The sequence below is a fragment of the Pseudotabrizicola sp. 4114 genome, assembly GCF_031457365.1.
Lineage (GTDB): Bacteria > Pseudomonadota > Alphaproteobacteria > Rhodobacterales > Rhodobacteraceae > Pseudotabrizicola.
Map to the genome: position 1 here is coordinate 101,878 of NZ_JAVDWP010000005.1, position 17,627 is coordinate 119,504.

General features: G+C 65.7%; 12 protein-coding genes. 10 read left to right on the forward strand and 2 right to left on the reverse strand.

From position 1 onward, the window contains the following. Positions 1–71 precede the first annotated feature (71 nt). From J2X53_RS13205 to J2X53_RS13225, 5 genes are read left to right on the forward strand one after another with little or no spacing between them, the layout of a single operon-like run. The gene (locus J2X53_RS13205; RefSeq protein WP_349037962.1) at positions 72–548 is read left to right on the forward strand and encodes a formate dehydrogenase subunit gamma; all 477 of its coding nucleotides are present in this window, start codon (positions 72–74) and stop codon (positions 546–548) included. Next, the gene (locus J2X53_RS13210; RefSeq protein ID WP_349037963.1) at positions 545–2,062 is read left to right on the forward strand and encodes an NADH-ubiquinone oxidoreductase-F iron-sulfur binding region domain-containing protein; all 1,518 of its coding nucleotides are present in this window, start codon (positions 545–547) and stop codon (positions 2,060–2,062) included. Before J2X53_RS13205 ends, J2X53_RS13210 begins: the two co-directional genes overlap by 4 nt. After that, a complete protein-coding gene (gene fdhF, locus J2X53_RS13215) occupies positions 2,059–4,938 on the forward strand; it encodes a formate dehydrogenase subunit alpha (protein WP_349037964.1) in 2,880 nt (959 codons plus the stop codon). The genes J2X53_RS13210 and fdhF overlap by 4 nt, the downstream gene beginning before the upstream one ends. 2 nt (positions 4,939–4,940) lie before the next feature. Next, positions 4,941–5,759 carry a formate dehydrogenase accessory sulfurtransferase FdhD gene (gene fdhD, locus J2X53_RS13220; RefSeq protein ID WP_349037965.1) on the forward strand — a complete coding sequence of 273 codons (819 nt, stop codon included), beginning with the start codon at positions 4,941–4,943 and terminating at the stop codon, positions 5,757–5,759. Further along, the gene (locus J2X53_RS13225; protein WP_349037966.1) at positions 5,749–5,967 is read left to right on the forward strand and encodes a formate dehydrogenase subunit delta; all 219 of its coding nucleotides are present in this window, start codon (positions 5,749–5,751) and stop codon (positions 5,965–5,967) included. The genes fdhD and J2X53_RS13225 overlap by 11 nt, the downstream gene beginning before the upstream one ends. A gap of 22 nt (positions 5,968–5,989) precedes the next feature. Here the strand turns inward: J2X53_RS13225 and J2X53_RS13230 are convergent, their stop codons facing one another. Beyond that, entirely contained in the window at positions 5,990–7,834 is a 1,845-nt protein-coding gene (locus tag J2X53_RS13230) for a sigma-54-dependent Fis family transcriptional regulator (RefSeq protein ID WP_349037967.1), read from the reverse strand. 227 nt (positions 7,835–8,061) lie between these two features. On the opposite strand from J2X53_RS13230, the gene J2X53_RS13235 reads away from it, so the two are divergent. The 4 genes from J2X53_RS13235 (at position 8,062) to J2X53_RS13250 (ending at position 12,452) form a co-directional block, all read left to right on the forward strand. Further along, positions 8,062–9,132 carry a 2,3-butanediol dehydrogenase gene (locus J2X53_RS13235; RefSeq protein WP_349037968.1) on the forward strand — a complete coding sequence of 357 codons (1,071 nt, stop codon included), beginning with the start codon at positions 8,062–8,064 and terminating at the stop codon, positions 9,130–9,132. A gap of 54 nt (positions 9,133–9,186) precedes the next feature. After that, entirely contained in the window at positions 9,187–10,986 is a 1,800-nt protein-coding gene (locus J2X53_RS13240) for an NAD(P)/FAD-dependent oxidoreductase (protein ID WP_349037969.1), read from the forward strand. Positions 10,987–11,198: 212 nt separating this feature from the next. Then, positions 11,199–11,669 (forward strand): BrnA antitoxin family protein, encoded by a 471-nt coding sequence (locus J2X53_RS13245; RefSeq protein ID WP_349037970.1) that lies wholly within the window; start codon positions 11,199–11,201, stop codon positions 11,667–11,669. A gap of 168 nt (positions 11,670–11,837) precedes the next feature. Beyond that, positions 11,838–12,452 (forward strand): hypothetical protein, encoded by a 615-nt coding sequence (locus J2X53_RS13250; protein ID WP_349037971.1) that lies wholly within the window; start codon positions 11,838–11,840, stop codon positions 12,450–12,452. Between the two features lie 341 nt (positions 12,453–12,793). Here J2X53_RS13250 and carB read toward each other — a convergent pair whose 3' ends face one another. Beyond that, positions 12,794–16,123, reverse strand: a complete 3,330-nt coding sequence (gene carB, locus J2X53_RS13255) for a carbamoyl-phosphate synthase large subunit (protein ID WP_349037972.1) — start codon at positions 16,121–16,123, stop codon at positions 12,794–12,796. Positions 16,124–16,484: 361 nt separating this feature from the next. On the opposite strand from carB, the gene J2X53_RS13260 reads away from it, so the two are divergent. Then, positions 16,485–17,624: an aminodeoxychorismate synthase component I gene (locus tag J2X53_RS13260; protein ID WP_349037973.1), complete on the forward strand. Its 1,140-nt coding sequence runs from the start codon at positions 16,485–16,487 to the stop codon at positions 17,622–17,624. Positions 17,625–17,627: the final 3 nt, after the last annotated feature.

Consider the following 17,627-nt stretch of genomic DNA (forward strand, 5'->3'; position numbering starts at 1 on the left):
ACGGATTTGCGATATTGATTGCCGATGCTTCGGCGCGGTATCCTGAAGGCTGACGCCAGCAAAGGCCAGCCATGCCCCAAAGATTGCCCGCCCCTACCGAATCTGAGATCACCGCGCTGATTGACCGGCACCTGTCGCTGGAAGGGCCGCTGTTGCCGATCCTGCATGCGATACAGGCGCGCTTCGGTCATGTGCCCGCAAACGCTCAGCCGCTGATCGCGGCGGCGCTGAACATCAGCAAGGCCGAGGTGCATGGGGTGGTGTCTTTTTACCACGATTTCCGCGAAGTGCCCGCCGGTCGGCATGTGGTCAAGATCTGCCGGGCCGAGGCCTGTCAGGCGATGGGGGCGAATGCCTTGGCCGAAGACACCCTGACGGAACTGGGGATCGCGTGGCACGGCACCACCGCCAATGGCGCGGTGACGGTCGAGCCGGTGTATTGCCTTGGCCTGTGCGCCTGTGCCCCGGCGGCGATGGTCGATGACCGGGTGGTGGGCCGGGTGGACCGCGCCCGCATGGCCAGCTTGCTGCGCGAGGTGGGGGCATGAAGATTTACGTTCCCATGGACAGCGCCGCCAAGGCGCTTGGCGCGGATGAAGTGGCGGCTGCGATTGTGGCCGAGGCCGCGCGCCGGGGGCTGGCGGTGGAACTGGTGCGCAACGGCACGCGCGGGATGATCTGGCTGGAGCCTTTGGTCGAGGTTGACAGGGGCGACGGGCGGCAGGCGTTCGGGCCGGTCACGCCGGCGGATGTGCCCGCGTTGCTGGACGGCACGCTGCAAGGTTTGGGGCCGGTGGATAGCATTCCGTTCTTTGCCCGCCAGACCCGGCTGACCTTTGCCCGCTGCGGTGTGATCGACCCGCTGAGCCTGCGTGACTATGAGGCGCATGGCGGTCTGGTGGGCCTGCGCCGGGCGTTGGGGATGACAAGCGCCGAGATCGTGCAGGAAATGACCGACAGCGGGCTGCGGGGCCGGGGCGGCGCAGGCTTTCCCACCGGCATCAAGTGGAACACGGTGCTGGGGGCCAAGGCTGCGCAGAAATACATCGTCTGCAATGCTGATGAGGGCGACAGCGGCACCTTTGCCGACCGGATGATCATGGAGGGCGACCCGTTCACGCTGATCGAGGGGATGGTGATTGCCGGGATCGGCGTCGGGGCCACACGCGGCTATGTGTTTCTGCGCTCGGAATACCCGGATGCGATCAAGGTGATGACTGCAGCGGTGCAGATTGCGCGTGATGCGGGTCTGCTGGGGCCGGACATTCTGGGCTCGGGCCGGGCGTTTGACATCGAGGTGCGGGTCGGGGCCGGGGCCTATGTCTGCGGCGAGGAAACCTCGCTTTTGAACGCGCTGGAGGGCAAGCGCGGCGTGGTGCGCGCCAAACCGCCGCTGCCCGCGCTGGAGGGGTTTCTGGGCCGTCCGACTGTGGTGAACAACGTGATCTCGTTGGCGACGGTGCCGGTGATTTTCGAGAAGGGCGCAGCCCATTACGCCGATTTCGGCCTGGGCCGGTCGCGCGGTACGGTGACCTTGCAAATCGCGGGCAATGTGGCGCGGGGCGGGCTGTTCGAGACCGCCTTTGGCATGAGCCTGGGCGAGTTGGTGATGGATGTGGCGGGCGGCACCGCCACGGGCCGCCCGGTCAAGGCGGTGCAGGTCGGCGGGCCGCTGGGGGCCTATATGCCGGTGTCGAAGTTCGATACGGCGCTTGGGTATGAGGATTTTGACGCGGCGGGCGGGCTGATCGGCCATGCCGGGCTGGTGGTGTTTGATGACACGACCGACATGCTGGGCATGGCGCGCTTTGCGATGGAGTTCTGCGCCGTGGAGTCCTGTGGCAAATGCACGCCGTGCCGGGTCGGTGCGGTGCGCGGGGTCGAAACCATCGACCGGATCGCGCGTGGCGATGCGGCGGCGGTGCCGATCCTGACCGATCTGTGCGAGACGATGAAGCTGGGCTCGCTCTGCGCGCTCGGCGGGTTCACGCCCTTTCCGGTGATGTCGGCGCTGACCCATTTCCCCGATGACTTTGCCACCCGGAAAGAGGCAGCGGAATGAAAGACTTCATCCTCCCCAACGACCGCGACATGGGCACGCCTGCGAAAATGGGCCCGCCGGTCACGCTGCTGATCGACGGATTCGAGGTCACCGTGCCCGAAGGCACATCCGTGATGCGTGCGGCGGCAGAGGCGGGCATATCGGTGCCAAAGCTCTGCGCGACCGACAGTGTGGAGGCGTTCGGCTCCTGCCGGTTGTGCGTGGTGGAAATCGAGGGGCGGCGCGGCACGCCGGCATCTTGTACCACGCCGGTCGCCCCCGGCATGGTGGTGCGCACCCAGTCGGATACGGTGCGCAGAATCCGCCGGGGGGTGATGGAGCTGTATATCTCGGACCACCCGCTGGATTGTCTGACCTGTGCCGCCAATGGCGATTGCGAGTTGCAGGATATGGCGGGCGCGGTCGGTCTGCGCGATGTGCGCTATGAGGCCGAAAAGACGCATTTCCGCCCGCGCAACACCAGTGGCGAGGCCAATCCGCAGTTCATTCCCAAAGACACCTCCAATCCCTATTTCACCTACGATCCCGCCAAATGCATCGTCTGCTCGCGCTGCGTGCGGGCCTGCGAAGAGGTGCAGGGCACCTTTGCGCTGACGATTGAGGGGCGCGGCTTTGACAGCCGGGTGTCGTTCGGGGCGAAGACCGACACGGCGATGGAGTCCGATTGCGTCAGCTGCGGCGCCTGTGTGCAGGCCTGCCCGACCGCGACCCTGCAGGAAAAATCGGTGATCGAACTGGGGACGCCGCAGAAATCGGTGATCACCACCTGCGCCTATTGCGGGGTCGGCTGCTCGTTCAAGGCCGAGCTGAACGGCGACCAACTGGTGCGGATGGTGCCCTATAAACACGGCAAGGCCAACCGGGGGCATTCCTGCGTCAAGGGCCGCTTTGCCTATGGCTATGCCACCCACCAGGACCGCATCCTGAAACCGATGATCCGCGACCGCATTGACCAGCCGTGGCAAGAGGTGAGCTGGGACGAGGCTTTGCGCTTTGCCGCCGACCGGATGCGCGGGTTGCAGGAAAAGCATGGCCGCCGCTCGATTGGCGTCATCACCTCCAGCCGCTGCACCAATGAGGAAACCTATCTGGTGCAGAAACTGGCGCGGGGGGTGTTCATGAACAACAACACCGACACCTGCGCCCGCGTCTGCCATTCGCCCACCGGCTATGGTCTGGGCCAGACCTTTGGCACCAGCGCCGGGACGCAGGATTTTGACTCTGTGGAGCAAACCGATGTGGTGATCGTGATCGGGGCCAACCCGACCGATGGCCACCCGGTCTTTGCCAGCCGCCTGAAAAAGCGGCTGCGGGCCGGGGCCAAGCTAATCGTCATCGACCCGCGCCGGATTGATCTGGTGAAATCGGCGCATATCAAGGCGGCGCATCACCTGCCGCTGCGGCCCGGCACCAATGTCGCTGTGGTCTCGGCCTTTGCCCATGTGATCGTGACCGAAGGGTTGATGGATGAGGCGTTCATCCGCGAACGCTGCGACTGGGATGAGTTCCAGGACTACGCCGCCTTTATCAGTGACCCGCGCCACGCGCCCGAGGCGAACGAGATGCTGACCGGGGTACCGGCGGCGGATCTGCGCGCGGCAGCCCGGCTGTTTGCCACCGGCGGCAATGGGGCGATCTATTACGGGCTGGGCGTGACCGAGCATTCGCAGGGTTCGACCACTGTGATTGCCATCGCCAACCTTGCCATGCTGACCGGCAATGTCGGCCGCCCCGGCGTGGGCGTGAACCCATTGCGCGGCCAGAACAATGTGCAGGGATCGTGCGACATGGGGTCATTCCCGCACGAATTGCCCGGCTATCGCCATGTGAAAGGCGAAGACGCGCGCACTGTATTCGAAGCGGTCTGGGGCGTGAAGATCGACCCCGAACCCGGTTTGCGCATTCCCAACATGCTGGATGCGGCGGTCGAGGGCACGTTCAAGGGCCTTTACTGTCAGGGCGAAGACATTCTGCAATCGGACCCCGACACCAAGCATGTGGCGGCGGGTCTGGCGGCGATGGAGTGTGTCATCGTGCATGACCTGTTTCTGAACGAGACCGCGAATTACGCCCATGTGTTTCTGCCCGGCTCGACCTTCCTCGAAAAGGACGGCACCTTTACCAATGCCGAGCGTCGCATCAACCGGGTGCGCCGGGTGATGGCCCCGCGCAACGGCTATGCCGACTGGGAGGTGACGCAACTGCTGGCCCGCGCGATGGGGGCGGATTGGCACTATACCCATCCGTCACAGATCATGGATGAAATCGCGCTGACCACGCCCAGCTTTGCCGGGGTGAACTATGCGATGCTGGAGGAAAAGGGCTCGGTCCAGTGGCCCTGCAACGAGGCCAATCCCGATGGCACGCCGCTGATGCATGTCGATGGTTTCGTGCGCGGCAAGGGGCGGTTCATCGTGACCGAATATGTCGCCACCGAAGAACGCACCGGGCCGCGCTTTCCGCTGTTGCTGACCACCGGGCGGATCCTGTCGCAATACAACGTCGGCGCGCAGACCCGGCGCACGGCGAATGTGGTCTGGCATGATCAGGATGTGCTGGAAATCCATCCGCATGATGCCGAGTTGCGCGGGGTGAATGACGGCGATTTCGTGCGCCTCGCCTCGCGTTCCGGCGATACCACGCTGCGCGCCACAATCACCGACCGGGTGTCGCCGGGGGTGGTTTACACCACCTTCCACCATCCCGACACGCAGGCCAATGTCATCACCACCGACTTTTCGGACTGGGCGACGAACTGCCCGGAATACAAGGTGACAGCGGTGCAGGTGTCACCATCAAACGGGCCCTCTGACTGGCAGGAAGACTATAATGCGCAGGCGGCTCTGGCGCGGCGCATCCTGCCGGCGGCGGAATAGCCATGCTGCCCGCCACACATAGCCTGCGCGGGTTATCGGTGCAGGGCGACACCATGCGTGAGGTCACGCGTTGCCTGCCCGAAGAGATGCCGGTGGCACTGGTGTTCAACGGCACCACGGCGGCGGTGATGATGGCGTCTCCGCTGGCGTTGCAGGATTTCGCCTTTGGCTTTGCACTGACCGAAGGGTTCATCGACCGGCTGGATCAGGTCCTGTCGTTCGAGATCGTCTCGCATGATGCGGGGGCCGAGGCGCGGTTCTGGATTGCCGAAGATCAGGCGCGGGCGATTCAGGCGCGCCGGCGCAACATGCTGGGGCCGGTGGGCTGCGGCTTGTGCGGGATCGACAGTCTGGAACAGGCGATCCGCCCCTTGCCGGTGCTGACGGGGCATGGACCCCGGCTGTCGCGGCAAGAAGTGGCGCAGGCAACTGATCGGTTGCGCGACCATCAGCCGCTGCACGACCAGACCCATGCGGTGCATGCGGCGGGGTTTCTGCTGCCGGGCCGGGGCATCGCGCTGGCGCGCGAGGATGTCGGGCGGCACAACGCGCTGGACAAGCTGATTGGTGCTATGGCGCGCGACGGGATTGATGCGGGGGCGGGGGCGATTGTGCTGACCTCGCGCGTGTCGGTCGAGATGGTGCAGAAAACGGTGATGGCCGGGTGCCCGGTGCTGATTGCCGTCTCGGCCCCGACCGCCCATGCCCTGCGGCTGGCGCTGGCCGCGAACCTGACCCTTGTCGCCTTTGCGCGGGGGGGCGGGTTTGATGTCTATGCCCATCCCGACCGCATTCAGACCGGAGCCTGTGATGCAGCCTGAAAAGATGGTCATGATGGCCAACCAGATCGCGACCTTTTTCCAGACCCAGCCCGATGATGACCGGGCGGGCAAAGTGGCCGCCCATATCAATGACTTCTGGGAGCCACGGATGCGGATCAAGCTGCTGGATCATGCCGCCGCCGGGGGCGCAGGCCTGTCGCCATTGGCGCTGGAGGCCTGCCGCCACATCCGCGCGCCGGTGGCGTGAGCGCGCCGCTGCCTGCCCGGCCTTAACGAAGGCCCAACCGGCGCATCCGCCGGTGAATGGTGGTGCGGTCCACCCCCATGCGGCGCGCGCATTCCGAGATATTGCCGCCGGTCTCGTGCAGGATCTGTGCCAGCAGCGACACGCTGTCCTTGACCGGCCCGGTTGAGGGTGCCGCCATCAGCGGCAGGTCTGCCAGCTCCAGCCGGGGCTGCGGCAGGGTGGCGGCCAGGGTTTCGGCCAGCCGCGCCAGTTCGCGCAGATTTCCGGGCCAGGCGTAGGCGGCCAATCGGGCGGGCACCTCTGGCGCAAGCAGGACTGGCTGGCCAAAGGCCTGCGCCAGCATCCGGTCGAGCAGCCAGAACAGATCGCGGCGGTCGTGCAGGGCGGGCAGGTGCAGCGTGGCCCCGGCCAGACTGTGATAGAGATCGCGGCGGAACCGCCCCTCGTCGACCGCGCGCGACAGATCGTCTTGGGCTGTCGCAATCAGGCGCAGGCCGGGGGTGATGGGGCGCAGACCGCCCACCGGCAGATAGCTGCCCTCGGACGCCAGTTGCAGCAGCCGCGCCTGCAGGCGCGGCGGCAGTTCCCCGACCTTGTCCAGCACGAGCGTGCCGCGCGCGGCGCGGTCCAGCAGGCCCGGCGTGTGGCGGCGGCCGTCGATGCGGCCAAAGACCAGCGGCTCATCGGCATCCGACAGGCCTGCGCAATGCAGCACGGTGGCGGTGCCATTGCGCGCGGCGGCATGGATGGCGCGGGCGAGGGTCAGCTTGCCGGTGCCGGTCGCGCCCTCGATCAGCAGCGGCAGCGGACGGCTGGCCAGAGCGGCGGCCCGGCGCAGCACTTGCCCCATCGCCGGATCGTCGCCCGCAAGATCGCGCAGGACGGCGGGGATATGGGTCACAGCGGCGGGCGCGCTGCGGGGCAGGGTGCGGCGCGGCTCGATCGCGTGGGCGAACAGGCGGTGGCCGTCGCGGGTTTCGATAAAGCGCTCGGCGGCGGGGCGTTGCCGGGTCAGATCATCCAGCCGGTCCAGCCGCACATTCAGAAAGTCCGACAGCGCGCGCCCGATCAGCTGATCCGGCGCGCGCCAGTCCGCGCCGCCCGCCCGCGCCATCAGCCGCGCTGCGCCATGGGTCATGCCGATCACCCGGCCCGCGCTATCGAGTGAAATCGCGGCCTCGGGGTCGACATCCAGAAAATCCGGGCTGCCCGACAGGCGCAGCACCCATTCACGGCGCGATTCCGCCATCAGGTTCGCCATCTCGATCCGCCGCACCGACTGGCGCACAAGGTTCAGCGCCAGGCTCTGGCTGGCCCTTGGCCGGGGCGAGGACAAGAGCGAGATGTCCAACACCGCTGTCAGCTGGCCGCCGGAATCGTAGATCGGCGCGGCGGTGCAGGACAGGCCGCCATGGGTGACATCGAAATGATCGTCCTGATGGATGATCAGCGGCTCTCCGGTCTCGATACAGGCCCCCAGCGCGCAGGTGCCGGCCCGCGCCTCGGACCATTCCGCGCCCATGTACAGGCCCGAGCGGCGCAGCGCCGATTTCTGCGCCTCATCGCCCAGATACTCCACCGTTACCCCGGTGCGGTCGGCCAGAAGCAGCACATAGTTTTGCCCCGCGACCAGCGCATACAGGTTCTCGATCCCCGAGCGGGCGATGGCGATCAGCTCTTCGCTGCGCTGCCGGTGCTGGCGCAACTCGGCATCGGGCAGGATATAGGCCTCGGCCCGTGTCGCGGGATCCAGCCGGTGCTTTTCCAGACAGCGCAGCCAGCTTTGAACCACCACCGGGTCGCGGGCGGCGGGCCCCCCCTGTGAGACAGCCTCGATTTCGCGGATGTGGTGCAGGTCGGCGTTCATCGTGTCCCCCTCCCGGGATACGGCGGCTGGCACAGGGTAGCAGCATCGCAGGGCGGGTGGGAATGGCACTTGAGTCGCATGACCTGTGGCACGCTGCCGCCACAGATGCCACAGGTCGCGCCACAGTCGGGGTGGCTAAGGCTTTGAAAAGTTTGACTCGGGTGAATTCGGTTTGGCGCTGTTTGCCACGGGCCTAGCGTGAGGCAACCAAACCGAGAGGACATTCCATGAAGGCCCTTCGCTTTCACGCCGCAAAAGATCTGCGTCTTGAGGATATCGCGGCGGTGCCTGCCCCCGGTCCGGGGCAGGTGACGATCCGCAACCGTTTTGTCGGGATCTGCGGCACCGATCTGCACGAATACTCCTATGGCCCGATCTTTATTCCCAAAGAGCCGCATGCCTTTACCGGGGCGCAGGGGCCGCAGGTGCTGGGCCATGAGTTCGGCGGTGTGGTGACCGCTGTGGGCGAAGGTGTGACGCATGTGGCACCGGGCGACCGGGTGTCGGTGCAACCGCTGATCATGCCGCGCTCGGGCGACTACTTTGCCGACCGGGGGCTGTTCCACCTGAGCCCCGATCTGGCGCTTGCCGGTCTGAGCTGGATTTCGGGCGGCATGGCCGAGGCGGCGCTCTTGAACGATTACAATGTGGTGCGCATTCCCGACAGCCTGACCGATGAAGAGGCGGCGCTGGTCGAGCCGACGGCGGTGGCGGTTTATGCCTGCGACCGGGGCGGCGTTGTGGCGGGCAACAGCGTGCTGGTGACCGGGGCCGGGCCGATCGGCATGCTGACCTTGCTGGCGGCCAAGGCGTTTGGCGCAACCACGCTGTTCGTGTCCGACCTGAACGACACCCGGCTGGAGATCGCGCAGCGCATTCTGCCCGGCGTCATCACCCTGAACCCCAAACGCGACGACATCGGCGCGCGGATCCGCGCCGCGACCGAGGGCGGGGTCGGCTGCGATGTGGCACTGGAATGTGTGGGCAATGAAAAGGCGCTTGGCAGCTGTCTGGATGCGGTGCGCAAACAGGGCGTCATCGTGCAGGTCGGCCTGCATCCGGGCAACAGCGGGCTGGACTGGTTTACCGTCACCTTCAAGGATGTCGATGTGCGCGGATCCTGGGCGTACCCGACGCATCTGTGGCCGCGCGTGATTGACCTGATCGCGACGGGCGCGATCCCGGCCAGCAAGGTGGTCACCAAAAAGATCCGGCTGGAGGAGGCGGTGACCGAAGGCTTCGACACCCTGCTCGACCCGGCGGGCACGCATCTGAAGATCCTGATTGATCTGACCTGACACCATCTGCCGCCTTGGGAGGGGCGGCACCATTCACACCAAGGGAGGACGACCATGCTTGATACCACCCATCCGCACCTGGCGGCGCTGGTTGCGGATCTGGAACGCGCGCTGATTGCGCAGGATGCCGACGCCGTTGCCGCATTGTTTGCGACCGACAGCTATTGGCGCGACCTTGCGGCCTTTACCTGGAACCTCAACACCTGCGAGGGCGCGGCGCAGATCCGCGCAATGGCGGCGGCGCAGCTGCCGCAGATCGCGCCAAAGGCGCTGACGCTGGACCCGGCCGAGACGGTGACCGAGGCTGACGGCGTGGCCGAGGGCTGGCTGGTGCTGGAAACCGCTGCCGGGCGCGGTGTCGGGCATATCCGGATGAAAGATGGCCGGATCTGGACCTTGCTGACCACGCTGCACGAGCTGAAAGGCCATGAAGAGCCGCGCAAGCTGCGCCGCCCGATGGGGGCCGAGCATGGCCATGACCCCAACCGCAAGACCTGGAAGGAAAAGCAGGAGGAAGAGGCCCGCCGTCTGGGCTATGAGGATCAGCCCTATGTGCTGGTGATCGGCGGCGGGCAGGGGGGCATCGCGCTTGGCGCGCGGCTGCGCCAGCTGGGCGTGCCGACGATCATCGTCGACAAGCACGAACGCCCCGGTGACCAGTGGCGCAAGCGTTACAAATCGCTCTGCCTGCATGATCCGGTCTGGTATGACCACCTGCCCTATATCCCGTTTCCCGACAACTGGCCGGTGTTTGCCCCCAAGGATAAAGTGGGCGACTGGCTGGAAATGTATACCAAGGTGATGGAGCTGAACTACTGGTCCTCGACCACCGCGAAATCTGCGCAGTATGATGAGGCCAAGGGCGAGTGGACTGTAATCGTTGACCGAAACGGCGAAGAGGTCACGCTGCACCCCAAACAGCTGGTGCTGGCCACGGGCATGTCGGGCAAGGCCAATGTGCCGGTGATCCCCGGTCAGGATGTGTTTCAGGGCGAGCAGCAGCATTCCAGCCAGCACCCTGGCCCGGATGCCTACAAAGGCAAAAAGGTGGTGGTGATCGGCGCGAACAACTCGGCGCATGACATCTGCGCGGCCCTTTGGGAACAGGGTGCCGATGTGACGATGGTGCAGCGGTCTTCGACCCATATCGTCAAATCCGACAGTCTGATGGAGGTCTGTCTGGGCGGGCTTTATTCTGAACAGGCGGTGGCCAATGGCATCACCCATGACAAGGCCGACATGATCTTTGCCTCGGTCCCCTACAAGATCATGGCCGGGTTTCATGTGCCGCAATATGACGAGATCAGGCGGCGCGATGCCGGGTTCTATGCGGCGCTGGAAAAGGCGGGTTTCCTGCTGGATTTCGGCGATGATGACTCGGGGTTGTTCATGAAATATCTGCGGCGGGGGTCGGGGTATTACATCGACGTGGGGGCTTGTGATCTGGTGATCGACGGCTCGATCAAGCTGCAATCGGGCAAGGGCATCAGCCATCTGTCCGAAACCGCCGTGGTGCTGGACGATGGCACCGAACTGCCCGCCGATCTGGTGGTCTATGCCACCGGCTACGGGTCGATGAACGGCTGGGCGGCGGATCTGATCAGCCCCGAGGTTGCGGACAAGGTCGGCAAATGCTGGGGGCTTGGGTCAGACACCACCAAAGACCCCGGCCCGTGGGAAGGCGAGCAGCGCAACATGTGGAAGCCCACGATGCAGCCCGGTCTGTGGTTTCACGGTGGCAACCTGCACCAGTCGCGGCACTACTCACGCTATCTGGCGCTGCAGCTGAAGGCGCGACAGGCGGGGATCGAGACGCAGGTCTGGGGCCTGCATCCGCCGCATCATCTGAGCTGACAGAAAAGGCAGACGCCGCGACCGGGTGCCGGTCGCGGCGGTGTGGCATGATATGAGGGACCGCCAGCGCCCGATGCCGGGCGCTGGCATCAAGGGTCCGGTTTCGGGCGGGTTTGCGTACGCACAGCGTCTGGCCCGCGTCATGACGCGGGCGCGCACGCCGTTTACTCGGTTTTCGGGCGGTTCAGGCAGGGTGGCGGCGGAGGTGCGCCATGACAACACGCGACGACACCCGAAAGGCCAGCTATCACCGGATGGCCGAGGGCCTGCGCGATCTGGAACGCGCGCTGCACGGCGCGCGGCGCGGCGAAGGCGCGGTGCCCGAGGAGTGGCACGCGATTGCCCAAGGCGTGGGCGCGGGCCGCAAGGTCAAGCTGGCGCTGTGGGTGGAGGCCGACGTGCTGCGGTTCTTCCGCAGCATGGGCAAAGGCCACAGTACGCGGATGGCCGAGGTGCTGTCCACCTTCATGCACGCGCGGCTGGCGGGGGTGGTCAAGGGACCGGAGGCGGTGGATTATTCCGGGCCGTGCCGGACGGAGGAGGAGCGGGCGGCGCTGGCGGAGCGGCAGCGGCGCGACCGCGCGGCGCTGGAGGCGGATCTGCGACGGGCGCGGGAGGGGCGGAGAGGGGGGTGTTGCAACCGTTCCGCCCAGACCCTCGGCGGAGGGTGGGTTGAACCGTAAAGCGCCTGGAACCAGCGTCGGCGCGTCCTTCCGGCGTTGGGCGCGGCCCTGTGTTGCATGAGCCGGAGACGATCAAATGTTCGGGACTGAGGTCTTTTGCCAAGCGGACGGTTTGTTTTGGACGTAATCTGTGCCGAAGGCTTCGATGGACCAAAGGACACCTGACAGATGCGTTTCACCAAATTTTTCGTCACGGCGGTTTTCCTGTCTGTTTCTGGCCCGGCTCTGGCTGAAACAGCGTCCTGTGTGGTGACTCTTGGCGGTCAGGAAACGGTTCTTGAATTTGACAAGACTGCGGTTGCTTTCCGAAGCTTCCGGGAGAAATGGAGCCCGTTCGCGCCGCCATGCCCAAGCGAAGCGATCATCGCCAAGCTGAAGCCCGAGATTGATCCGGTGGATTGGAAAAACTATTGCCTGTTGACCGACGATGACGGCTCTTATGCCGCCGCTGTGGCAGGGGCCGGGGACCGGTTCGGCAGGTGCCGCAAGGTGGGGGCAGTCTGCAGGGTTGTGAACAATGCCTCGGACTTTGCCGTCGCAAAGGCGAGCGGGCTTGCGGGCACGGTCCTTGGGGCGAATGCCGCCATTGCCGAAATCGGCGCAAAAGTCGCTCCCAACAGTCCGGCAGGCTGGATCATGACTGGAGCGTCAGGCTATGTCGCGGGCACGCTGAGCACGGTCGGAAGCACGGCGGTCGGCATTGCCACGGCACCCGCGACGGTTTCGGGGGCACTCGCCGGGGCCGTCGTGGTTGGAGGTGCCGTTCTGATCTGTGCCGAGTAAGACCCGCAGAATTGCCGGTTCAAGGGGGCGAAAGGCGGGGTGAACCCCGCCCTACGCATTACAGACAGGGGCGGGGGCCGGTGGTTTTTACACCTGCAACGTCCGCACGCCATACCCCTCACCCCGGGCCTTCATCGCTGCCACGGCGGCGATGCTGGCGGCTGCGGTGGTGAAGCAGGGGATCTTGTCCATCAGTGCCACGCGGCGGATGTCGCGGCTGTCGTTGATGGCCCGGGTGCCTTCGGTTGTTCCCGGCGTAGGGCGGGGTTCACCCCGCCATTGCGTCGGTAAGGCGGGGTGAACCCCGCCCTTTGCATCACAGACAGGGGCGGGGGCCGGTTTTACCCCTGCAACGTCCGCACGCCATAGCCTTCACCCCGGGCCTTCATCGCTGCTACGGCGGCGATGCTGGCGGCTGCGGTGGTGAAGTAGGGGATCTTGTCCATCAGCGCCACGCGGCGGATGTCGCGGCTGTCGTTGATGGCTTGCGTGCCTTCGGTGGTGTTCAGGACCAAGGCTATGTCGTTGTTTTTCAACCGGTCCACGATGTTGGGGCGGCCCTCATAGACTTTGGCGACAGGGGTTGTGGCGACGCCGACGCCCGCCAGCCAGCTGGCGGTGCCTTTGGTGGCGACGATCTCGAACCCCATCGACACCAGATCGCGGGCGGCGGAGGCGAGGCTTTCGGTCTTGTCCATGTCTTTCACCGACAGGAAGACGCGGCCGGATTCGGGCAGGATGGTGCCTGCGCCCATCTGCGCCTTGAGGAAGGCCAGCGCAAAGGTGCGGTCCCAGCCCATGACTTCGCCGGTGGAGCGCATTTCAGGGCCAAGCACCGGGTCAACGCCGGGGAAGCGGGCGAAGGGCAGCACCGCCTCTTTCACGCTGAACCACGGGGTGATCGGGTCGGCGAGGGTGAAGGGGTTGGCGAGCGGCAGGGCGGTGTCGGGGCCGACGCCGGCCTCGTAGGGTGCGCGCAGCGGGAAGTTCGACATCGGCTCGCCGGCCATCAGACGGGCGGCGATGGCGGCGATGGCGCTATCGGTGGCTTTGGCGACAAAGGGCACGGTGCGAGAGGCGCGGGGGTTCACCTCGAGCACGTAGATGGTGCCGTCCTTGATCGCAAATTGAACGTTCATCAACCCGACGACATTGAGGGCGCGGGCCATGGCGACGGTCTGGGTTTTGAGTTCTTCGATGGTGTCGGCGGAGAGGGAATGCGGCGGCAGGCAGCAGGCGGAGTCGCCGGAATGGACGCCCGCCTCTTCGATATGCTCCATGATGCCGGCAACGTGGACGTTCTGGCCATCGGAGAGGGCATCAACATCGACCTCGATCGCGCCGGAGAGGTAGCTGTCAAGCAGGACCGGGTTGTTGCCGGAGACCTGAACCGCCTCACGGATATAGCGCTCCAGCTGGGCATCGTCGCGGATGATTTCCATCGCGCGGCCGCCGAGGACAAAGGAGGGGCGGATGACGAGGGGGTAGCCGACCTGTTTGGCGACGGCGAAGGCCTCATCCCGCGAGCGGGCGGTGCCGTTGACGGGTTGTTTCAGGTTGAGGGTGTTCAGCAGTTGCTGGAAGCGTTCGCGGTCTTCGGCAAGGTCGATGGCGTCGGGGGTGGTGCCGAGGATCGGGATGCCTTCGTTTGCCAGCGCTTGGGCCAGTTTCAGCGGGGTCTGACCGCCGAACTGCACGATCACGCCGTGCAGGGTGCCGTTGTCCTGCTCGACCCGCAGGATTTCGAGGACGTGTTCGAGGGTGAGCGGCTCGAAATACAGGCGGTCGGAGGTGTCGTAATCGGTGGAGACGGTTTCGGGGTTGCAGTTGACCATGATGGTTTCATAGCCCGCGTCGGTGAGGGCGTAGCAGGCGTGGCAGCAGCAATAGTCGAACTCGATCCCCTGACCGATGCGGTTGGGGCCGCCGCCGAGGATGACGACCTTTTTCGCCGCGCTTGGGCGGGCTTCGCATTCCACATCGCCCATGACCGGGGATTCGTAGGTGGAGTACATGTAAGGGGTCTGCGCCTCGAACTCGGCGGCGCAGGTGTCGATGCGTTTGAAGACGGCGGTGACGCCAAGGTTGCGCCGCGCGCGGCGGACCTGTGCTTCGTCCCGGCCTGTCAGGGTGGCGAGGCGGGCGTCGGTGAAGCCCATCATTTTCAGCTTGCGCAATCCGGGGGCGTCGAGCGGCAGGCCGTCGTGGCGGATGCGGGCTTCAGCGTCGATGATTTCGCGGATGCGGGCGAGGAACCACGGATCGAAGGAGGTGATGGCGTTGATCTGGTCGTCGGTGAAGCCGTCGCGCATGGCTTGCGCGATGACGCGCAGGCGATCGGGGGTTTGCAGGCTGAGCGCCTTGGAGATGGCGGCGCGGTCAGGGCCGCCTGGAATCGCGATTTCGTCAAAGCCGGTGAGGCCGGTTTCCAGGCTCGCGAGGGCCTTTTGCATCGACTCGTGGATGGTGCGGCCGATGGCCATGACCTCGCCCACCGATTTCATTGCGGTGGTGAGGTTGTTTTCGCTGCCGGGGAATTTCTCGAAGGCGAAGCGCGGGATCTTGGTCACGACATAGTCGATTGAGGGTTCAAACGACGCCGGGGTGACTTTGGTGATGTCGTTGTCGAGCTCGTCCAGCGTGTAGCCGACGGCGAGTTTGGCGGCGATCTTGGCGATGGGGAAGCCGGTGGCTTTGGAGGCCAGCGCGGAGGAGCGCGACACGCGGGGGTTCATCTCGATCACCACCATGCGGCCATCGGCGGGGTTGATCGCCCATTGCACGTTGGAGCCGCCGGTTTCGACCCCGATTTCACGCAGCACGGCGATGGAGCCGTTGCGCATGATCTGGTATTCCTTGTCGGTCAGGGTCAGCGCCGGGGCGACGGTGATGCTGTCGCCGGTGTGGACGCCCATCGGGTCGATGTTTTCGATGGCGCAGACGATGATGGCATTGTCGGCGGTGTCGCGGACCACTTCCATCTCGAACTCTTTCCAGCCGAGCAGGGATTCGTCGACGAGGATCTGGGCCATGGGCGACGCCTCAAGGCCGCTCCGGCAGATCGCCTCATAGTCGTCGCGGTTGTAAGCCACGCCGCCGCCGGTACCGCCAAGGGTAAAGGCGGGGCGGATGATGGCGGGGAGGCCGACATAGTCGAGCGTGTCAATCGCCTCACGGATCGCGGCGTTGATGTCGTATTTGCCGTTGGGCAGTTTGGGCGCGGCGATGATGGTGGCCTTGGGGTTTTCCAGCCCGATCCGGTCCATCGCTTCGCGGAACAGCTTGCGATCTTCTGCCATTTCGATGGCTTCGCGCTTGGCGCCGATCAGCTCGACATTGAACTTTTCCAATATTCCCAGATCTGCGAGTGCCAGCGCGGTGTTCAGCCCGGTCTGGCCGCCCATGGTGGGCAGCAGCGCGTCGGGGCGTTCCTTTTCGATGATCTTGGCGACCACTTCGGGCGTGATCGGCTCGATATAGGTGGCATCGGCCAGCCCCGGATCGGTCATGATCGTGGCGGGGTTGGAGTTGACCAGAATGACGCGGTAGCCTTCTTCGCGCAGAGCCTTGCAGGCCTGAGCGCCGGAATAGTCGAACTCGCAGGCCTGTCCGATGACGATGGGGCCCGCACCGATGATCATGATGGATTTGATGTCGGTTCTTTTCGGCATGGTCGTGGCCCCTGTGCATGGCTGATCCCGGCGTGGTGACACCGGGTCGCGGATTCGTGCGGTCTGCGCAAATTGACGGGGGTTTAGGGGGTTGCGGGCCAAGGCGCAACCCTTTGCGAAGGGGTCGGTTGGGGGCGCGGTTTTCGGGGCATATGGGGTAGGGCGGGGTTAACCCCGCCATTGCCGGGCGACAGGCGGGGTGAACCCCGCCCTACCGGGGCCGCAAATGCGGCGATGACCGGGTTACGGGTGGATTGGCGAGGCCGGAATGCGTCGCTTGCCGCCTGTTCCGGCGGCGGGGTGCGTGCTAGATGCGTCAGGTGGGTAGCGGGCGGATTTCGGGCGATGCCGGGGGATTTCGATGATTGTCATTGAACATGGGCCGGGTGGGCGGGCGGTTGCGTTTTCGCAGGCTCTGCGGGTGTTCGTGGCGCATGAGGCGGATGACGTTGCAGCCTGCCTTGCCGCTGCCGAAGCGGCACGGGTGCAGGGTGCGTGGATTGCGGGCTATATCGCCTATGAGGCGGGGTATGCGCTGGAGCCGCGATTGCGCGCGCAGATGCCCGAGGGGCGGCGCGGGCCGCTGGTCTGTCTGGCGGCATTTGACGGGCCGGAGGATGCGGGGGCTGCCTTGGCCGCTGCGGCGGAACAGGGCCGGGGGGTGCGGCTGGCGCCGTTGGTGCCCGGTGTGACGCGTGCAGCTTACGGGGCGGCGTTTGCGCGGGTGCAGCGGCTTATTGCGGCGGGCGACTGCTATCAGATCAACCTGACCTTTCCGCTGGCCTCGCGCCTGTCGGGTGGTACGGCGCTGGGGCTTTATGGTGCGCTGCGGGTCGGGCAGCCGGTCGGCTATGGCGCCTTTGTCGATCTGGGGGTGGGGCCGGTGATTGTGTCGCGCAGCCCGGAGTTGTTTTTTCGCGTCACGGGCGGGGTAATTGAGAGCCGCCCGATGAAGGGGACCGCGCCGCGCAGTGATGATCCGGTGGAGGATGCCGGGCTGGCGTCGGCGTTGCAGGCCAGCGAAAAGGACCGGGCCGAGAACCTGATGATCGTGGATCTCTTGCGCAACGACATTGCGCGGATGGCAGAGGTCGGCTCGGTCAAGGTGCCGGAGCTCTATGCGGTGGAGAGCTTTGCCACGGTGCATCAGATGAGCAGTCGCGTGCAGGGGCGGTTGTTGCCCGGCGCGGGCCTGCCGGGGCTGATGGCGGCGCTGTTTCCGTGTGGGTCGGTGACCGGCGCGCCGAAGATCCGGGCGATGGAGATTATCGCGCAGGTCGAGGCCGAGCCGCGCGGGGTCTATTGCGGGGCGGTGGGTTGGGCGGCGCCGGGGGGCGATCAATGCTGGTCGGTGGCGATCCGTACCGCGCGGGTCTGGCCGGATGGCGAGGTGCGGCTGAATGTCGGCGGCGGGGTGGTGTACGATTCCACCGAAGCCGGGGAATGGGAGGAAGCGCTGTGGAAAGCACGCTTTGCTGTGGCGCTGACGCGCCGGGGCTGAAGC

What these genes read in the sequence shown, in the direction of transcription:
- J2X53_RS13205 (WP_349037962.1), top strand. Translation starts at nt 72, where the DNA reads ATGCCCCAAAGATTGCCCGCCCCTACCGAATCTGAGATCACCGCGCTG.
- J2X53_RS13210 (WP_349037963.1), top strand. Translation starts at nt 545, where the DNA reads ATGAAGATTTACGTTCCCATGGACAGCGCCGCCAAGGCGCTTGGCGCG.
- fdhF (WP_349037964.1), top strand. Translation starts at nt 2,059, where the DNA reads ATGAAAGACTTCATCCTCCCCAACGACCGCGACATGGGCACGCCTGCG.
- fdhD (WP_349037965.1), top strand. Translation starts at nt 4,941, where the DNA reads ATGCTGCCCGCCACACATAGCCTGCGCGGGTTATCGGTGCAGGGCGAC.
- J2X53_RS13225 (WP_349037966.1), top strand. Translation starts at nt 5,749, where the DNA reads ATGCAGCCTGAAAAGATGGTCATGATGGCCAACCAGATCGCGACCTTT.
- J2X53_RS13230 (WP_349037967.1), bottom strand. Translation starts at nt 7,834, where the DNA reads ATGAACGCCGACCTGCACCACATCCGCGAAATCGAGGCTGTCTCACAG.
- J2X53_RS13235 (WP_349037968.1), top strand. Translation starts at nt 8,062, where the DNA reads ATGAAGGCCCTTCGCTTTCACGCCGCAAAAGATCTGCGTCTTGAGGAT.
- J2X53_RS13240 (WP_349037969.1), top strand. Translation starts at nt 9,187, where the DNA reads ATGCTTGATACCACCCATCCGCACCTGGCGGCGCTGGTTGCGGATCTG.
- J2X53_RS13245 (WP_349037970.1), top strand. Translation starts at nt 11,199, where the DNA reads ATGACAACACGCGACGACACCCGAAAGGCCAGCTATCACCGGATGGCC.
- J2X53_RS13250 (WP_349037971.1), top strand. Translation starts at nt 11,838, where the DNA reads ATGCGTTTCACCAAATTTTTCGTCACGGCGGTTTTCCTGTCTGTTTCT.
- carB (WP_349037972.1), bottom strand. Translation starts at nt 16,123, where the DNA reads ATGCCGAAAAGAACCGACATCAAATCCATCATGATCATCGGTGCGGGC.
- J2X53_RS13260 (WP_349037973.1), top strand. Translation starts at nt 16,485, where the DNA reads ATGATTGTCATTGAACATGGGCCGGGTGGGCGGGCGGTTGCGTTTTCG.